Origin of the sequence: Streptomyces sp. NBC_00727 (genome assembly GCF_045161745.1) — a bacterium.
GTDB lineage: Bacteria > Actinomycetota > Actinomycetes > Streptomycetales > Streptomycetaceae > Streptomyces.
In genome coordinates, this window is the sequence record NZ_CP108981.1 from 4,539,222 (window position 1) to 4,556,095 (window position 16,874).

At 71.2% G+C, this 16,874-nt stretch carries 19 protein-coding genes; 11 read left to right on the forward strand and 8 right to left on the reverse strand.

Annotated elements, in window-relative coordinates; all coding sequences use genetic code 11:
- Positions 1 to 7 precede the first annotated feature (7 nt).
- The 3 genes from OG242_RS20645 to OG242_RS20655 all read left to right on the forward strand — a co-directional run bounded on the left by OG242_RS20645 (position 8) and on the right by OG242_RS20655 (position 3,615).
- Complete coding sequence (locus OG242_RS20645; protein ID WP_405899566.1) at positions 8 to 1,273, forward strand: Ig-like domain-containing protein; 1,266 nt, start codon at positions 8 to 10, stop codon at positions 1,271 to 1,273.
- A 160-nt stretch (positions 1,274 to 1,433) separates the two neighbouring features.
- Positions 1,434 to 2,897 (forward strand): ABC transporter permease, encoded by a 1,464-nt coding sequence (locus OG242_RS20650; protein ID WP_405899567.1) that lies wholly within the window; start codon positions 1,434 to 1,436, stop codon positions 2,895 to 2,897.
- Positions 2,898 to 2,931: 34 nt separating this feature from the next.
- A complete protein-coding gene (locus tag OG242_RS20655; protein WP_405899568.1) occupies positions 2,932 to 3,615 on the forward strand; it encodes an ABC transporter ATP-binding protein in 684 nt (227 codons plus the stop codon).
- A gap of 70 nt (positions 3,616 to 3,685) precedes the next feature.
- Here the strand turns inward: OG242_RS20655 and OG242_RS20660 are convergent, their stop codons facing one another.
- Entirely contained in the window at positions 3,686 to 4,213 is a 528-nt protein-coding gene (locus OG242_RS20660) for an RDD family protein (RefSeq protein ID WP_405901674.1), read from the reverse strand.
- Between the two features lie 209 nt (positions 4,214 to 4,422).
- On the opposite strand from OG242_RS20660, the gene OG242_RS20665 reads away from it, so the two are divergent.
- Together OG242_RS20665 and gdhA are read left to right on the forward strand one after the other, a co-directional pair.
- Positions 4,423 to 4,782 carry a DUF1330 domain-containing protein gene (locus tag OG242_RS20665; protein ID WP_405899569.1) on the forward strand — a complete coding sequence of 120 codons (360 nt, stop codon included), beginning with the start codon at positions 4,423 to 4,425 and terminating at the stop codon, positions 4,780 to 4,782.
- A gap of 349 nt (positions 4,783 to 5,131) precedes the next feature.
- Entirely contained in the window at positions 5,132 to 6,511 is a 1,380-nt protein-coding gene (gdhA, locus tag OG242_RS20670; protein WP_405899570.1) for an NADP-specific glutamate dehydrogenase, read from the forward strand.
- Between the two features lie 67 nt (positions 6,512 to 6,578).
- Here gdhA and msrA read toward each other — a convergent pair whose 3' ends face one another.
- Together msrA and OG242_RS20680 are read right to left on the reverse strand one after the other, a co-directional pair.
- Positions 6,579 to 7,244: a peptide-methionine (S)-S-oxide reductase MsrA gene (gene msrA, locus OG242_RS20675; protein ID WP_405899571.1), complete on the reverse strand. Its 666-nt coding sequence runs from the start codon at positions 7,242 to 7,244 to the stop codon at positions 6,579 to 6,581.
- An 87-nt stretch (positions 7,245 to 7,331) separates the two neighbouring features.
- Positions 7,332 to 8,438 carry a hypothetical protein gene (locus OG242_RS20680; protein ID WP_405899572.1) on the reverse strand — a complete coding sequence of 369 codons (1,107 nt, stop codon included), beginning with the start codon at positions 8,436 to 8,438 and terminating at the stop codon, positions 7,332 to 7,334.
- A 66-nt stretch (positions 8,439 to 8,504) separates the two neighbouring features.
- On the opposite strand from OG242_RS20680, the gene OG242_RS20685 reads away from it, so the two are divergent.
- Positions 8,505 to 9,650: a cystathionine gamma-synthase gene (locus tag OG242_RS20685; RefSeq protein ID WP_405899573.1), complete on the forward strand. Its 1,146-nt coding sequence runs from the start codon at positions 8,505 to 8,507 to the stop codon at positions 9,648 to 9,650.
- A 111-nt stretch (positions 9,651 to 9,761) separates the two neighbouring features.
- On the opposite strand, the gene OG242_RS20690 is transcribed toward OG242_RS20685, so the two are convergent.
- The 3 genes from OG242_RS20690 to OG242_RS20700 are packed head-to-tail and all read right to left on the reverse strand — an operon-like array spanning position 9,762 to position 11,092.
- Positions 9,762 to 10,013: a hypothetical protein gene (locus tag OG242_RS20690; protein WP_405899574.1), complete on the reverse strand. Its 252-nt coding sequence runs from the start codon at positions 10,011 to 10,013 to the stop codon at positions 9,762 to 9,764.
- A complete protein-coding gene (locus OG242_RS20695; protein WP_405899575.1) occupies positions 10,010 to 10,504 on the reverse strand; it encodes a sigma factor-like helix-turn-helix DNA-binding protein in 495 nt (164 codons plus the stop codon). Before OG242_RS20695 ends, OG242_RS20690 begins: the two co-directional genes overlap by 4 nt.
- A 57-nt stretch (positions 10,505 to 10,561) precedes the next feature.
- Positions 10,562 to 11,092 (reverse strand): MarR family winged helix-turn-helix transcriptional regulator, encoded by a 531-nt coding sequence (locus OG242_RS20700; RefSeq protein WP_405899576.1) that lies wholly within the window; start codon positions 11,090 to 11,092, stop codon positions 10,562 to 10,564.
- Positions 11,093 to 11,248: 156 nt separating this feature from the next.
- On the opposite strand from OG242_RS20700, the gene ilvA reads away from it, so the two are divergent.
- The 3 genes from ilvA to OG242_RS20715 all read left to right on the forward strand — a co-directional run bounded on the left by ilvA (position 11,249) and on the right by OG242_RS20715 (position 14,431).
- On the forward strand, positions 11,249 to 12,478 hold the full coding sequence (gene ilvA / locus OG242_RS20705) for a threonine ammonia-lyase (protein ID WP_405899577.1): 1,230 nt from the start codon (positions 11,249 to 11,251) through the stop codon (positions 12,476 to 12,478).
- A 103-nt stretch (positions 12,479 to 12,581) separates the two neighbouring features.
- Positions 12,582 to 13,568, forward strand: a complete 987-nt coding sequence (locus tag OG242_RS20710) for an ATP-binding cassette domain-containing protein (RefSeq protein WP_405899578.1) — start codon at positions 12,582 to 12,584, stop codon at positions 13,566 to 13,568.
- Positions 13,565 to 14,431, forward strand: coding sequence for an ABC transporter permease (locus OG242_RS20715; RefSeq protein ID WP_405899579.1), 867 nt, complete (start codon positions 13,565 to 13,567; stop codon positions 14,429 to 14,431). The genes OG242_RS20710 and OG242_RS20715 overlap by 4 nt, the downstream gene beginning before the upstream one ends.
- Positions 14,432 to 14,503: 72 nt before the next feature.
- Here the strand turns inward: OG242_RS20715 and greA are convergent, their stop codons facing one another.
- Both greA and OG242_RS20725 read right to left on the reverse strand, forming a co-directional pair.
- Positions 14,504 to 15,001 carry a transcription elongation factor GreA gene (greA, locus tag OG242_RS20720; protein WP_405899580.1) on the reverse strand — a complete coding sequence of 166 codons (498 nt, stop codon included), beginning with the start codon at positions 14,999 to 15,001 and terminating at the stop codon, positions 14,504 to 14,506.
- 183 nt (positions 15,002 to 15,184) lie between these two features.
- A complete protein-coding gene (locus OG242_RS20725; protein WP_405899581.1) occupies positions 15,185 to 15,601 on the reverse strand; it encodes a DUF4307 domain-containing protein in 417 nt (138 codons plus the stop codon).
- Between the two features lie 97 nt (positions 15,602 to 15,698).
- Between OG242_RS20725 and mca the strand changes: the two genes are divergently transcribed.
- Positions 15,699 to 16,580, forward strand: coding sequence for a mycothiol conjugate amidase Mca (gene mca / locus OG242_RS20730; RefSeq protein WP_405899582.1), 882 nt, complete (start codon positions 15,699 to 15,701; stop codon positions 16,578 to 16,580).
- A gap of 1 nt (position 16,581) precedes the next feature.
- Complete coding sequence (locus OG242_RS20735; RefSeq protein WP_405899583.1) at positions 16,582 to 16,845, forward strand: hypothetical protein; 264 nt, start codon at positions 16,582 to 16,584, stop codon at positions 16,843 to 16,845.
- Positions 16,846 to 16,874 lie beyond the last annotated feature (29 nt).

Sequence of the window (16,874 nt, forward strand, 5' to 3'; positions counted from 1 at the left end):
GGCAACGATGGAGAAGCGTGTGATGACGGACAGCAAGCGGCGCAAGGGCCTGATGGCCGCGTCCGCACTGCTCGGCGGCGTACTGGTGCTTTCCGCCTGTGACGACGGCGGCGACAAGGGCGGTCCCAGCCCCGAGAGCTCGAAGTCCCAGGCGGCCGACGTCGACAAGGCGGCGGCCCAGGAGGCGTCCGAGGCCCAGATAGCGATCTCGCCCAAGAACGGCGCGACCAACGCGAGCATCAACAACGCCGCGAAGGTCACCGTCACCAAGGGCAAGCTGACCGCCGTCACGATGACCAGCGCGGACGGCAAGAGCGTCAAGGGCACCCTCTCCGCCGACGGCACGAGCTGGAAGCCGGACGCCCAGCTGGAGCGCTCGACCACCTACAAGGTCAGCGCGACGGCGCAGGACTCCAAGGGCCGCGAGGCCCACGAGAACTCCTCCTTCACCACCGTCTCGCCCGACAACAGCTTCATCGGGAACTTCACCCCCGAGGACGGCTCCACCGTCGGCGTCGGCATGCCCGTCTCGATCAACTTCAACAAGCCGATCACCGACACCAAGGCAGTCCAGGACGGCATCAAGGTGACGTCCAGCAGCGGCCAGGAAGTCGTCGGCCACTGGTTCAACAACCAGCGCCTCGACCTGCGCCCCGAGGACTACTGGCAGGCCGGTTCCACGGTCACCCTGAAGCTGTCCCTGGACGGCGTCGAGGGTGCGGACGGTGTCTACGGCGTGCAGCAGAAGACGGTCACCTTCAAGGTCGGCCGCAACCAGGTCTCGACCGTGGACGCCAAGACGCACATGATGACCGTCACCCGGGACGGCAAGACGGTCAAGACCATCCCGATCTCCGCCGGTTCGCCCGACAACCCGACGTACAACGGCCAGATGGTGATCTCCGAGAAGTACAAGGAGACCCGGATGGACGGTTCGACGGTCGGCTTCACGGACGACGACGGCAAGGGCGAGTACGACATCAAGGACGTGCCGCACGCCATGCGGCTGTCCACGTCGGGCACCTTCATCCACGGCAACTACTGGGGCAAGGGCATCTTCGGCAGCGTCAACACCAGCCACGGCTGTGTCGGCCTCGCGGACGTCAAGGGCGCCGGTGACGCCAACCAGCCCGCCGCGTGGTTCTACAACAACTCCATGATCGGTGACGTCGTCATCGTCAAGAACTCCCCGGACAAGACCATCCAGCCCTCCAACGGCCTCAACGGCTGGAACATGAGCTGGTCCGAGTGGACGGCGGGCACGACCGCCTGACCGGCCCCTCCCCGGCCGCATCCCCACCCCGTACGCCGAAGGCGGCGGCACCACGACCCGTACAGGGTCCGGTGCCGCCGCCTTCGGCGTACACACTGTTCTCATCCGGCTCTCATGGTGGCCTTAACCCACCATCACGAGCGGTTCCTAGTCTCGCGCCATGTTCTTCACCTACCTCCGGCGCGAGCTGCGCCGCCGCAGAAAGGCGGCGCTCGTCGTCGCCTCCGGGCTCGCCCTCGGTATTGCGCTGGTCATCATCGTCAGCTCGGTCTCCTCGGGCATGAGCAAGGCCCAGGACAAGGTCCTGGAATCGCTGTACGGGCTCGGCACGGACATGACCGTCACCAAGGCGGCCACGGCGCCCGAGTCCGGTTCCACCGGCCGCCCCAAGTTCGAGTTCGACGCCAAGGACAGCGACGACGACGCGACCCAGAGCACCGACCGGGTCATGGTCCAGGGCTTCCAGACCCTGGCCTCCTCCGCCGTCGGCAAGGTCGGCGAGCAGGACGGCGTCGCCGGTGCGGTCGGCGGACTGAGCCTGTCCGTGATGAAGGTGGACGGCCAGTTCAAGCGCGGCGAGTTCAAGCAGGAGGGCGGCACGAGCCAGGGCGGCGGACGCGGACCCGGCGGCGGCAGCGGCCAGCCGCAGGGCGAGGTCAAGGGCGGCGGCGCCTCCTTCGACGTCAACTCCTACACGGTGTACGGCACCGACGTCACCCAGCAGGACCTCGGCCCGCTCACCTCGTCGAAGATCACCTCGGGCCGTACGTTCAAGACGACCGAGACCAACGCCGAGGTGGCCGTGGTCGACTCCGCCTACGCCAAGGAGAAGACCCTCTCCACCGGCAAGACGGTGACCATCCACGGCACCGAGTTCACGATCATCGGCGTCTCGACGGCCGACAGCGGGGACGCGGCCGCCAACCTCTACGTCCCGCTCCAGCAGGCGCAGACCCTCTCCGACTCGAAGGACAAGGTCACCACGGTCTACGTGAAGGCCGCGGACTCGCAGGAGATCGACAGCGTCAAGTCGGTCATCCAGAAGAACATCCCGGGCACCACGGTCACTACCTCCGCCGACCTCGCGGACACCGTCTCCGGCTCCCTGTCCACCGCGTCCGACCTGGCCGCCGGCGTCGGCAAATGGCTCTCCATCGCCGTCCTGGTCGCCGCGTTCCTCGTCGCCGGGCTCCTCACCTCCTCCGCCGTCAGCCGTCGGGTGCGCGAGTTCGGCACGCTCAAGGCCCTCGGCTGGAAGAGCGGCCGGGTCACCCGCCAGGTCATCGGCGAGGCCCTGGTCAACGGCCTGATCGGCGGCGTGCTCGGCATCGCGATCGGCCTGGCCGGCGCCTACGCGGTCACCGCCGTCAGCCCCACCCTCACCGCGGAGCTCGGCTCCTCCGGCGGTGGTGGCGGGATGCGCGGCGGAATGATGGGCGGCGGCGGCCCCGGCCGGCAGAGCGCGTCCAAGGCCCTGGACATCGCGCTCACCGCGCCCGTCTCCCTCTCCGTCATCCTGACCGCCGTCGCCCTGGCCGTGGCGGGCGGGCTGATCGCGGGCGCCTTCGGCGGCTGGCGTGCCTCGCGGCTGCGCCCGGCGGACGCGCTGCGCCGCGTCGAGTAGCAGCCCGCACCCCACACCCCGTCAGGAGACACCCATGTACACGCTTCAAGGCGTCACCAAGCAGTACAAGCGCGGCAAGTCCACCGTGCACGCCCTCGCCGGCGTCGACCTCACCATCGAGGACGGCGGCCGCCTGGTCATCCAGGGCCCCACCGGCGGCGGCAAGTCCACCCTGCTCCAGATGCTCGGCGGCCTGGACCGCCCCACGGCCGGCAGCGTCGAGCTCGACGGGATGGACCTCGCCAAGCTCAGCGAGGCCAAGCTCACCAAGGTGCGCGCCCAGAACATCGGCTTCGTCTTCCAGAGCTTCAACCTGATTCCGACGCTCACCGCCCAGGAGAACGTCGAGACCGCGCTCGTCCCCCTCGGCGTCAAGGCGGCCGAGCGGCGCAGAAGAGCCGCCGAGGCGCTGGACTCCGTCGGGCTCGGCGAGCGGCTCGGCCATGTGCCCGGCGAGATGTCCGGCGGCCAGCAGCAGCGCGTCGCCATCGCCCGGGCCCTGGTCAAGCAGCCCAAGGTGCTCCTCGCCGACGAACCCACCGGCAACCTCGACGAGTCCATGCGCGACGAGATCATGGAGGTCCTGGAGACCCTGTGGAAGGAGCACGGGCTCACCTTCATCATGGTCACCCACGACAGCTCGATCGCCCGCCGCGCCCCGCGTCTGGCCACCATCCGCAAGGGCAAGGTCACCATCACGGAGAACGCCCCGGCCTGATCCGGCCCGCACCCTGTCCCCGACCGCCCCCGGCGGGCCCGCGCCCCCGGCGGCGGTGCACAGCGCTCGCTCAGACCGCCCGGCTCGCGACGGCCCTGCGGTACGCCACGAGGTCGCCCCGGCGCACCTGGCGCAGCCCGAGCGGGTCCGCGTACGAGACGCCCTCCTCGCACGTCCGCACCAGCGGGCAGCCGGTCTCGTCCCGCTGCCCGCTCGTGCGCAGCCCGTACCAGGGGCGCAGGGGCAGCCAGGCCAGTCCGTAGAGCCAGCGCCGCACCAGCGGGCCGGGGCCGGGGCGCCGGACGTCCGGCAGGCTCACCACCCGTATGCCCATGATCAGCTTGCCCGCGCCCGCGCCGAGGAACGCGGTGAGCACGACCTGGTTGACGAACGACAGCACGAGCACCGGCACGGCCAGCAGAGCCGCGGCCTCGGGCAGCGGCGCGGCGTCCACGTACGGCCTGACCAGCAGCCCGGCCGTGAGCACGCACAGATAGCAGTCCAGGCCCACGGCGAGGCAGCGGCGCGTCTCACCGGCGCGCGGGGGTGTGCGCGGTCCGGGCCGTGAGGACCCGGCGTGCCCGCTGTGCCCGGGCAGGGCGGGCAGCCCGGCCCCGGCGGGCCCACGAGGACTGGGATCTCTGTGGTTCCCCCGTAAGGATGTCATGACCGAATCATGTCTGAGGGACCGTCATTCCGTCCCGGGGGCGCTCCGCATTACCCCGCGGGTAATCGACGCCTCCCGGCGCCCCCGGCAGCATGGAGGCCATCGGCCGACGGGCGGCCGTACGAACCGGAGGGCACGCCATGACCGCCTACGCCATCGCGCACCTGTACCCCGAAGGACGCCCCAACGAGGAGGTCGTCGACTACATCGAGCGCATCCAGTCGACCATGGACCCGTACGGCGGCCGCTTCCTCGTCCACAACGCGCCGGTCGAGGTGGCCGAGGGCGCGTGGCCCGGCGCGGTGGTCGTCGTCGGCTTCCCCGGCATCGAGGAGGCGCGCGCCTGGTACGCCTCCCCGGCCTACCAGGAGCTGGTGCCGCTGCGGGCCCGGAACATGGCCGGTGACGTGGTGCTCGTCGAGGGCGTGGCGCCGGACTACGACGCGTCGGCGACGGCCGCGACGCTGCGGGCGGCGGCGGACGCCACCCCGATGGCGTAACGGCTGGATTTCCGGAAGCTCACCGTCGACCCCGGGCGACTGTGAGCTTCACCACTTCGGCGGCCCGGCCGACGCGGCCCCAACCCGGCCATTCACACCCGGAACCGGCCTCGCGCAAGGCCGTTGGCCAGGTCCGGAGAGCCCGGACGCCCGATCACCATGTGGATGCCACGGGCCGGGGAGCCGGTCCACTGGGAGAATCGGTACGCCACGACGGTCCTGTACGCCGCAGTCGCGAGCACGGTACGCGCGATGTTCCGGCGACGCCCTCAATGGGGAGGGGGACCTGGCGCCCCTCGGGACGGGGGCGCTCCCGCGTATGAGCCGACCCATGGAAGGTCTTGATCAGATGCCGGTCACCCCTGACTCCGCAACCTCGCACGCCGCCGAGAACCGCGTCATCGAGCCGTTGTACGCCGAGGTCCTCCGCCGCAACCAGGGCGAGAAGGAATTCCACCAGGCGGTCCGGGAGGTCCTGGAGACCCTCGGTCCCGTGCTGGCCCAGCGGCCGGAGTTCGTGGACGCCCGGGTCATCGAGCGCATATGCGAGCCGGAGCGCCAGCTGATCTTCCGGGTGCCGTGGTCGGACGACTCGGGCGACATCCACGTCAACCGCGGCTTCCGGGTCGAGTTCTCCAGCCTGCTCGGCCCGTACAAGGGCGGGCTGCGCTTCCACCCCTCGGTCAACCTCGGCATCGTGAAGTTCCTCGGCTTCGAGCAGATCTTCAAGAACGCCCTCACCGGCATGCCCATCGGCGGCGGCAAGGGCGGCGCGGACTTCGACCCGAAGGGCCGCTCGGACGCCGAGATCATGCGGTTCTGCCAGTCCTTCATGACCGAGCTCCACCGCCACGTGGGCGAGTACACCGACGTGCCCGCCGGTGACATCGGGGTCGGCGGCCGCGAGATCGGCTACCTCTTCGGCCAGTACAAGCGGATCACCAACCGCCACGAGTCCGGCGTCCTCACCGGCAAGGGCCTCGGCTGGGGCGGCGCCCTCGTCCGCACCGAGGCCACCGGCTACGGCTGCGTCATGTTCACCGCCGAGATGCTGCGCAGCCGCGGCGAGTCCCTGGACGGCCAGCGCATCTCCGTCTCCGGCTCCGGCAACGTCGCGATCTACGCCATCGAGAAGGCCCAGCAGCTCGGCGCGACCGTCGTCACCGCCTCCGACTCCGGCGGCTACGTCGTCGACGACAAGGGCATCGACCTCGACCTCCTCAAGGAGATCAAGGAGCGCGGCCGCGGCCGCATCTCCGAGTACGCCGAGCGGCGCGGCGCGCACGTGAAGTACGTCGAGGGCACCGGCGTCTGGAACGTCCCCGTCGACGTGGCCCTGCCCTGCGCCACCCAGAACGAGCTGCACGAGGCCGACGCGCTCACCCTCGTCCGCAACGGCGTCAAGGCGGTCGCCGAGGGCGCCAACATGCCCACCACCCCCGAGGCCGTCCGCGTCTTCCAGGACGCCGGCGTGGCCTTCGCCCCCGGCAAGGCGGCCAACGCGGGCGGCGTGGCCACCAGCGCCCTGGAGATGCAGCAGAACGCCTCGCGCGACTCCTGGACCTTCGCCCACACGGAGCAGCGCCTCGCGGAGATCATGCGCCACATCCACGACTCCTGCTACACCACCGCCGAGCGCTACGGCAGCCCCGGCAACTACGTGGTCGGCGCCAACATCGCCGGCTTCGAACTGGTCGCGGACGCGATGCTGGCGCAGGGGCTGATCTGACCCCGGCCGCGACGCGTGGAACGGGCCCCGGGACGCTTCCCCGGGGCCCGTTCCATTCGGGTGTGTCTCAGCTCTCCGCCGGGGCCACGCCCACCGGGCAGGAGACGCCCGTGCCGCCGATGCCGCAGTAGCCGGCCGGGTTCTTGTCCAGGTACTGCTGGTGGGCCGGTTCGGCGGGGTAGAAGGGGCGGCCGTCGGCCGGGAGGATCTCCGTGGTGATCTCGCCGTGGCCGGAGGCCGTCAGGACCTTCTGGTACGCCTCGCGGGAGGCCGCGGCGGCCGCCGCCTGGTCGGGCGTGTGGGTGTAGGCGGCCGAGCGGTACTGCGTACCCACGTCGTTGCCCTGGCGGAAGCCCTGGGTCGGGTCGTGGGACTCCCAGAACAGCTTCAGCAGCTCGGGATACGTGACCACGGAGGGGTCGTACACGACGCGAACGGCCTCCGTGTGGCCGGTGAGGCCCGAGCAGACCTCCTCGTACGCGGGGTTCTCCGTGTAGCCGCCCTGGTAGCCGACGAGCGTCGTCCAGACGCCGTCCGTCTGCCAGAACTTGCGCTCGGCGCCCCAGAAACAGCCCAGTCCGAAGTCCGCGACCGCCAGACCCTCCGGGTACGGGCCCAGCAGCGGGTTGCCCAGGACCGTGTGGCGGGACGGGACGGTGAACTCGGGGACCGGACGGCCGCGCAGGGCCTCCTCCGGGGTGGGGAGCTGGGGTGTGCGGCGGTGCAGGAACATGCGGGGGCTCCTCCTGGATCGGGCGTGCTGTCCGTACAACGCGCGAAGAGCCCCGCGGATTCCTAGGGCGTGTCCGGCGGATCCGCCCTAGTGCGGCAGCGACGCCGGGCTGCCGCCGTTCGCCTCGTAGCCCGCGACCGCCAGCGCCCGGTACACCGCGTACTCGGCGGCCGGGTCCTCGCTCGCCGTCCACGGCAGCGCGCCCACGTATCCGTCGATGCGGACCAACTGGTGCACCGCCTCCGACCAGCGCTCCATCCGGACCAGGAACAGCACGAGCAGATGGCGCACGTGCGGCAGCATCGGGTCGTCGGCGCGCGCCGCGTGCACCGCGTACATCGCGCCCTCGACGGCCCTGGTCACGACCTGGCTCTCGTAGAAGCCGCGCACCAGATTGACCTCGGGCAGGTGCTCGTACACCGCGAACAGCGGCAGCCCGGCCAGCAGCGAGCCCTGCGGGGCACGGGCCGCGGCGGCCGTCGCGAAGCGGTCGGCCTCCTCGCGCGAGCCGTGCCACCGCTCGCTCCAGAAGTGCAGCGCCGCGATGTGCGCGCCCATGTGCGCCGGCGCCCGGTCGATGATCTTCGCCCACAGCCGGTCGAACTCCTCGCCCGAATAACCCAGTCCGCGCGCGACCGCCAGCTCCACGACGTACGGGACCGGGTCACCCGGGGCCAGCAGGGCGGCCTCGCCGATCACCGTGCGGGCCTCCTCCAGGATGATCCGGAAGTCGTCCGTGCCCGCCGTGGACGAGCGCCACGCCTGCTGCACCAGGAACTCCGCGTGCACCGCCGCCGCGCCCGCGTCCTTCGGCGCCTCCGCGCGCCACTTGCGCAGCCACGAACCGCCGACGCCCGGCTGTCGCAGCAGCTCGAGCGAGGCCGCCCCGGCGAACGCCTGTACCCGCTGCCAGCGCAGCTCACCCTCCTTCGGCGTCCCGGCCAGCAGCTGGGACGCGGCCCGCCACTCCTGCGTGTGCTGCACGACCTCCAGCACGTCCAGCAGGTCCTGGTCCGCCCCCGGCGTCCGGACGTCCAGCTCCTCCTGGCGCACGAAGCCGTAGTCCTGCGGGTCGGCGGCGTCGGGGGAACCGGGGGCGGCCAGCCGGATGCCGCCGCCGCGCCGGCGCAGCACGTACGGGCCGATGGCGGCGGTCAGCAGGCACAGCGCGAGCAGGAACCACAGAATCTCCATGCCCCCATTGTCACCGGACGGCCATGTGACCCGTGAGGGACCTCGTCACGCACTACGCTCGGCCCCATGAGCGACCAGCACAGCTTCGAAACCCGTGCGATCCACGCGGGGAACACCGCCGACCCCCTCACCGGCGCCGTGGTCCCGCCCATCTACCAGGTGTCCACGTACAAGCAGGACGGCGTGGGCGGGCTGCGCGGCGGTTACGAGTACAGCCGCAGCGCCAACCCGACCCGCACCGCCCTGGAGGAGAACCTCGCGGCCCTGGAGGGCGGCCGGCGCGGACTCGCCTTCGCCTCCGGCCTCGCCGCCGAGGACTGCCTGCTCCGTACGCTGCTGACCCCCGGCGACCACGTGGTCATCCCGAACGACGCCTACGGCGGCACGTTCCGGCTGTTCGCGAAGGTCGCCTCGCGCTGGGGCGTGGAGTTCTCCGTCGCCGACACCTCGGACGTGGCGGCGGTCCGGGCCGCGATCACCCCGCGCACCAAGGCGGTCTGGGTGGAGACCCCGTCCAACCCGCTGCTCGGCATCACCGACATCGCCGCCGTCGCCCAGGTCGCCCGCACCGCCGGGGCGCGCCTCGTCGTCGACAACACCTTCGCGAGCTCCTACCTCCAGCAGCCGCTGGCGCTCGGCGCGGACGTCGTGGTGCACTCCACCACCAAGTACATGGGCGGCCACTCGGACGTCGTCGGCGGCGCGCTGATCGTCAACGACCCCGACCTCGCCGACGAGTTGGTCTTCCACCAGAACGCGATGGGCGGCGTGGCCGGCCCGTTCGACGCCTGGCTGGTGCTGCGCGGCATCAAGACGCTCGCCGTGCGCATGGACCGCCACAGCGAGAACGCCACCAAGATCGCCGACCTGCTGACCCGGCACCCCAAGGTCGCCCAGGTCCTCTACCCGGGCCTGCCCGAGCACCCGGGCCACGAGGTCGCCGCCAAGCAGATGCGGGCCTTCGGCGGCATGGTGTCCTTCCGCGTCGCGGGCGGCGAGGAGGCGGCGGTCGAGGTCTGCAACCGGGCGAAGCTGTTCACCCTGGGCGAGTCCCTGGGCGGCGTCGAATCGCTCCTTGAGCACCCGGGCCGCATGACGCACGCCTCGGCGGCCGGCTCCCCGCTGGAGGTCCCGGGCGACCTGGTCCGCCTCTCCGTCGGTATCGAGAACGCGGACGACCTGCTCGCGGACCTGACGCAGGCGCTGGGCTGAGACGCGAAAGGGGGCGGGGCCGGTTCGCCGGTCCCGCCCGCGTACGCGGCCGGCTCAGGAGGCGGCCGGTTCACGCGGCTCTCCTTTCCGGGGTGGTCCGGAGCGCCGCGTCTACCAGCCCTCCAGCGGCGGCGTGATCCCCGCGGGCGGTGCCTCCCAGGGCCGGGCCACCAGCGCCCACACCGCGAACACCGCCACCGCGGCGACCAGCGCCAGCACCCAGAGCCGGCGCAGCGCCCGCCGGCGCCGCAGCAGCCGGCCGCCCCGCTCCGCCGCCCGCGCCGCCAGACCGGCGGGCACCTGCGGATGCGGGCCCTCCAGCATCCGCCGCACCTGGTCCTCGCGGCGCCCGGTGCCGCTCACGGCGCCGCCCCGAGGAGCCGGGCGGGCCCCCGGCGCACCGTCGGACTCCGGGTGCCGCGCATCGTGGCCACCGACCGGTTGCAGACCGCGCGCACCCGGTCCCGGGACAGCCCCAGCAGGGCCGCGGTCTGCTCCTCGGAGACACCCTCGTACAGCCGCAGCACCAGGACGAGCCGTTCCTGCGGGGTCAGCCGGTCCAGCAGCCCGCCGCGCGGGCGGTGGTGGCGCCACGCCTCGCCGGCGAACCGGGCCGCCAGATCCTGCCGGGTCCGGTCGTACGGGTCCTCGCCGCGCAGCCGGTCCCAGCCGGCGAACGTCCGGGCCAGCGATGCCGTCAGGAGCCGCAGCGCCAGCGGGTTGGCGCCCGGCGCGTCCGCCGGTTCGGCGGTCAGCAGCGTGGCCGTGTGCAGCAGGCGGCCCGCCGCGCCCGCGACGAAGGACTCGAAGTCCTGGGCGCGGCACCGCTCCCGGCCCGCGTGGCGCTCTCGCACACCTCAATCGGAGCGCGCCGCCGCCCTGAGGTCAACCCCTCGGTACGCGCAGGGTGTTCAGCCCGCCGGGGTCGTCTGGTGCGCGGCCTGCCGGGCCGCCAGCGCCGCATTGAACCGGGTGAGCAGCGCGCAGAACGTGTCCCGCTCCTCCTCGCTCCACCCGTCCGTCACCTGCGACATCAACTCCCGCCGCGAGCCCCGGACCTCGTCCAGCCGGGCCTGGCCGCGCGGCGAGAGCTGGAGCACGACCGCACGCCCGTCCTCCGGGTGCGAGGTGCGCTTGACCAGGCCGGTGTCCACCAGCGGCGCGACCTGCCGCGTCACCGTGGAGGAGTCGATCCCCATCCCGGCGGCCAGCGCCTTGACGCCCATCGGCCCTTCCCGGTCCAGCCGGTTCAGCAGCAGATACGCCGCCCGGTCCATCGAGTTGCGCACCTGGCCCACCCCGCCGAGGCGGGTCTGCTCGGCCCGGCGGGCGAAGACGGCCACCTGGTGCTGGAGGCTGTCGAGAAGGTGGTCGGGACCCGGGATTTCCGGGGCTGCGCCCCCGGAAGGAGACGAGGCAGTCGTCATGTCCTGAGGGGGCATGGCCGGGGGCTCTCTTCGTGCGGTGTCGGATGGGTGGGGGACAGAGTACGCGGCCCCGGGGCAACGCGTACCAGTGCTGCACAAACCTGCGGACATCGACGCAGGACGGCCCGGCATGCGACGGCCGGGACCCCCGCGAGCTGCAAGACTTGCGGTATGAACTTCCTGTCGCCCGGCGGCTTTCCCCCCGTGATCCTCGACGACGTACGGGGGGCGCAGAAGATGCTCTCCGGGGTCGCCAGGATCACCCCGCTCGAGGGCAGCCGCCACCTCTCCGGCCTGGTGGGCGCGCCCGTCCTGTTCAAGTGCGAGAACCTCCAGCGGACCGGCTCGTTCAAACTGCGGGGCGCCTACGTACGCATCTCCGGACTCACCCCGGTCGAACGCGCCGCCGGCGTCGTGGCCGCGAGTGCCGGAAACCATGCGCAGGGTGTCGCCCTCGCGTCTGCGCTCCTCGGCGTACGCTCCACGGTCTTCATGCCGGTCGGGGCGCCGCTGCCGAAGGTCGCCGCCACCCGCGAGTACGGGGCCCGGGTCCGGCTGCACGGCACCGTCGTCGACGAGACCCTGGCCGCCGCGCAGGAGTACGCCCGCGAGACAGGCGCGGTCTTCATCCACCCCTTCGACCACGCCGACGTCATCGCCGGACAGGGCACGGTCGGCCTGGAGATCCTGGAGCAGTGCCCCGAGGTCCGCACCATCGTCCTCGGGGTCGGCGGCGGCGGACTCGCGGCCGGCGTCGCCGTCGCGGTCAAGGCCGTCCGCCCCGACGTGCGGATCATCGGCGTCCAGGCGGCCGGAGCCGCCTGCTACCCGCCGTCCCTGGCGGCCGACCGCCCCGTCTCCATCGGCACCCTCCAGACCATGGCGGACGGCATCAAGGTCGGCCGCCCCGGCGACGTGCCGTTCGGCCTGGTCAGGGACCTGGTCGACGAGGTGCGTACGGTCTCCGAGGACGAGCTGTCCAGCGCCCTGCTGCTCTGCCTGGAACGCGCCAAGATGGTCGTCGAACCCGCCGGGGCGAGCCCGGTCGCCGCCCTGCTCAGCGACCCCAAGTCGTTCCACGGCCCCGTGGTCGCCCTGCTCTCCGGCGGCAACGTGGACCCGCTGCTGATGCAGCGCATCCTCACCCACGGCATGGCGGCGGCCGGCCGCTACCTCAGCCTCAAGCTGCGCCTCACGGACCGGCCCGGCGCGCTGGCCACGATGCTGGGCGTGCTGTCGGTGGCCGACGCCAACGTCCTGGACATCAGCCATGCCCGTACCGACCCCAGGCTCGGCCTCACCGAGGCGGAGGTCGAACTGCAGCTGGAGACCAAGGGCCCCGAGCACTGCGACGACGTGAGGTCGGCGCTGCGCGACGCGGGGTATCTGGTGATGGGCTGACAGGCATGCCCCGGCTTGTGTGTTCATCGGGCACGGCGCCCCCGGCAAACCTAGGATCTGGGGTCTGAGAGGTAGCCACCCGAACGCACTGGGGGAATCCCATATGCCAGGCGCCATCTACGCGGAAGGGCTCGTGAAGGCCTTCGGGGACGTGACTGCACTAGGCGGTGTGGACCTCGACGTGCCGGAAGGCACCGTCCTCGGCCTCCTCGGACCCAACGGGGCCGGCAAGACGACCGCCGTCCGCGTTCTGACCACGCTGCTCAGGCCCGACAGCGGCAGGGCCTTCGTGGCGGGGATCGACGTCCTGAAGAATCCCAACGAGGTACGGCGCTCGATCGGGCTCTCCGGCCAGTTCGCCGCCGTCGACGAATACCTGACCGGCCGCGAGAACCTCCGCATGGTCGGCCAGCTCTACCAGATGAGCGGGCGCGCGGCGAAGGTCCGGGCAGGCGAACTGCTTGACCGGTTCAACCTGGCCGACGCGGCGGACCGCCCCGCCAAGACGTACTCCGGAGGCATGCGCCGCCGCCTCGACCTGGCGGCGGCGCTCGTCGTCTCCCCGCCGGTCATGTTCATGGACGAGCCGACGACCGGCCTCGACCCGCGCAACCGCCAGCAGCTCTGGGAGGTCATCGAGGAGCTGGTCGCCGGCGGTACGACGCTGCTGCTCACCACGCAGTACCTGGAGGAGGCCGACCACCTCGCCCACGACATCTGCGTGATCGACCACGGCCGGGTCATCGCCCGCGGCACCTCCGACCAGCTCAAGGCCCGTACCGGCGGCGAGCGCGTCGAGGTCGTCGTGCACGACCCGGACCGGATCGAAGCGGCCCGCGCCGTCCTGACCCGCCTCGGCAAGGGCGAGGCCGCGGTCCTGCCGCACATGCGCAAGCTGACCGTCCCGGTCGACGGCGGCGCCAAGCTCCTGGCCGAGGTCATCCGCGACCTCGACGCCCAGGGCGTGGAGATCGACGACATCGGCCTGCGCCGCCCCACCCTCGACGACGTGTTCATCTCCCTCACCGGCCACGCCGCCGAACAGGAGAAGAACGACGCCGGGACCCCCGGATCGGAGACGGAGAAATGAGCGCCCTCAGCGAAACCGCCCGCACGAGCGTCCCGCGCCCCGGCGGCGGCATCGGCCAGTCGGTCCGCGACTCGCTGGTCATCGGCAAGCGCAACTTGATTCGCATGACCCGGATTCCCGAGATGTTGCTGTTCGGCGTCATCCAGCCAGTCATGTTCGTGGTGCTCTTCACCTACGTCTTCGGCGGATCCATCGCCATCCCGGGTGCAGGCGTCAGCGCCTCCGCCTACAAGGAATTCCTGATGGCGGGCATCTTCGCGCAGACCGTCACCTTCGCCACCGCCGGCGCCGGCGCGGGCATCGCCGACGACATGCACAAGGGCCTCATCGACCGCTTCCGGTCACTGCCGATGGCGCGTGGCGCCGTCCTGACCGGTCGAACCCTCGCGGATCTGGTGCAGACGGCTGTGACGCTGGCCGTGCTCGCGGTGGTGGCCCTACTCGTCGGCTGGCGTACGCACACGAACATCGGGGAGGTACTCGGCGGGTTCGGCCTGCTGCTCCTGCTTGGGTACGCGTTCACCTGGATCGGCGCGCTGATCGGCCTGTCCGTGCGCACCCCGGAGGCGGCAACCTCGGGCGGTCTGATCTGGCTGTTCCCGCTGACGTTCATCTCGAACGCGTTCGTACCGGTCAACGGCATGCCGGCCTTCCTGCAGTACGTCGCCGAGTGGAACCCGTTCAGTGCCACGGTGGCGGCGGCCCGCGAACTGTTCGGCAACACGATCGCCGGTGTCCCGAAGTCCGTGACGGGCGCCTGGCCGATGGAGCACCCCGTCTGGGCCTCGCTGATCTGGTCCGTACTGATCATCCTGGTCTTCCGGACGCTGGCCGTACGCAAGTACCGCTCGGTCTCCCACTGAGGGCGGGCCCAGGACACGGAGGAGCCCCGGCTGCCGGTGCGGCCGGGGCTCCCTGCTGTCCGGTGCGGGCGGTCAGCCGGTGTACGGCTTCGCCGACAGGATCCTCACCGTGGCGGTCTTGCCGTTCGGCAGCTCGTAGTCGGCGTCCTCGCCCATCTTCTTGCCGTTCACGCCCACGCCTAGCGGCGACTGCGGCGAGTACGTCTCGATGTCCGCGCTCGCGTACTCGCGGGACGCCAGGAGGAAGGTCATGGTGTCGTCCACGTCGCCGTCGAAGGCGATCGTCACGACCATGCCGGGCTCGACCACGCCGTCGTCGGCCGGCGCCTCGCCGACCTTCGCGTGCTCGAGGAGCTGGGTCAGCTGGCGCACCCGGAGCTCCATCTTGCCCTGCTCCTCCTTGGCCGCGTGGTACCCGCCGTTCTCGCGCAGGTCCCCCTCCTCACGGGCCGCCGCGATCTTGACGGCGATCTCCGTGCGCGCGGGACCAGACAGGTACTCCAGCTCGGCCTTGAGCTGGTTGTACGCCTCCTGCGTGAGCCAGGTGACGTTTTCGCTGGTCTGAGTCACAGGGTGCTCCTCGTCGGTACTGGGAATACAAAGCAACGCCCTACCCGTGAGCATGCGCTCCTACGGGTGGGCGAAACCACGAGCCTAACAATTCACCGGGAAAAGGGGGAGAAGGCAAAAGCCCCGACCGACGAAAACGCAGGTCGGAGCGGGTTAAATGGGGTTACGACGGGCGTGGGACGGTCAACTCGACGCCCCGCCGTCGTCCGTGCAGCCCAGCAGCTCGACAGCGGTCGCCCGGGAGGTCGTGCGCAGGGTCAGGATCTCGTCGATCCGGCCGGTGTCACCGTCGAAACGGAAGTCCTTGCGGGCGACCTCGGTGCCGTTCTCGCTCAGCGAGCGGAGCGTGCAGTAGCCCTTGTCGTCCCGGCCCTTGCGGACCTCAAGGTGCACCTCGACGCGGTCGTCCGAGGTGACCTTGAACTTGATCATCTCGGCGCTGAGGCCCTTCCCGCCCACGTAGTCGTACCCGATCCAGCCGACCACGCCCAGCAGGAGCGCTCCGAGCACCGCGCCGATGATCTTGAGCTTGCGGTCCGCCCGCTGGTCCGCGGAGCGGCCGTAGCGGTTCTCGGGAAGCGCCTCGCGCACCGCCGTCATGATCGTTCCTCCCGTGCCGGGGATCGAGGAATTTTCCACCCCCCGGTTCGGTCACTATAGAAGTTGCACTTCGCGACCAATCACTGAGGATCGAGTCTTGACTGAGCAGCTTCGACTGATGGCCGTACACGCTCACCCCGACGACGAGTCGAGCAAGGGCGCGGCCACCATGGCCAAGTATGTGTCCGAGGGGGTGGACGTGCTGGTCGTGACCTGCACGGGAGGCGAGCGCGGCTCCATCCTCAACCCGAAACTCCAGGGTGACGCGTACATCGAGGAGAACATCCACGAGGTGCGCCGGAAGGAGATGGACGAGGCCCGGGAGATCCTGGGCGTCAAGCAGGAGTGGCTCGGCTTCGTCGACTCCGGCCTGCCCGAGGGCGACCCGCTGCCGCCGCTGCCCGACGGCTGCTTCGCGCTGGAGGACGAGACCGTGGCCGCGGGCCGCCTCGTCGCCAAGATCCGCGCGTTCCGGCCGCAGGTCATCACCACGTACGACGAGAACGGGGGCTACCCGCACCCCGACCACATCATGACCCACACCATCTCGATGATCGCCTTCGAGGGCGCGGCGGACACCGAGAAGTTCCCCGAGGCGGAGTTCGGCCCCGCGTGGGCGCCGCAGAAGCTCTACTACAACCAGGGCTTCAACCGGCCGCGCACCCTCGCCCTGCACGAGGCGCTGCTCGCCCGCGGCCTGGAGTCGCCGTACGGGGACTGGCTGGAGCGCTGGAAGGAGTTCGAGCGCGCCGAGCGCACGCTGACCACGCACGTTCCGTGCGCGGACTTCTTCGAGATCCGCGACAAGGCGCTGATCGCGCACGCCACGCAGATCGATCCGGACGGCGGCTGGTTCCGCGTTCCGATGGACATCCAGCGCGAGGTCTGGCCGACGGAGGAGTACGAGCTGGCGAAGTCTCTCGTCGATACCTCCCTCCCCGAGAGCGACCTCTTCGCGGGCATCCGCGACAATGCCTGATATGTACGCGACTCAGGCACTGACGCACCTCGTCCCGCTCGCCGCCGACGAACTCGACAAGAACAAGGTGACCCCCGGGGTCCTCGGCTTCATCGTCTTCGCGGCGCTCGCCGTGGGCGTGTGGGCGCTGATGAAGTCGATGAACCGGCACATGGGGCGGGTGAACTTCGAGGAGGGGCCGGGGCCGGCGGAGCCGGCGTCGGAGGAGTCGGCGTCGGAGGAGTCGGCGTCTGAGGCCGAGCCGGCGTCCGCCGAGCGGAAGTAGCACGGCGGGGCGGGGAGCATACGGACGTT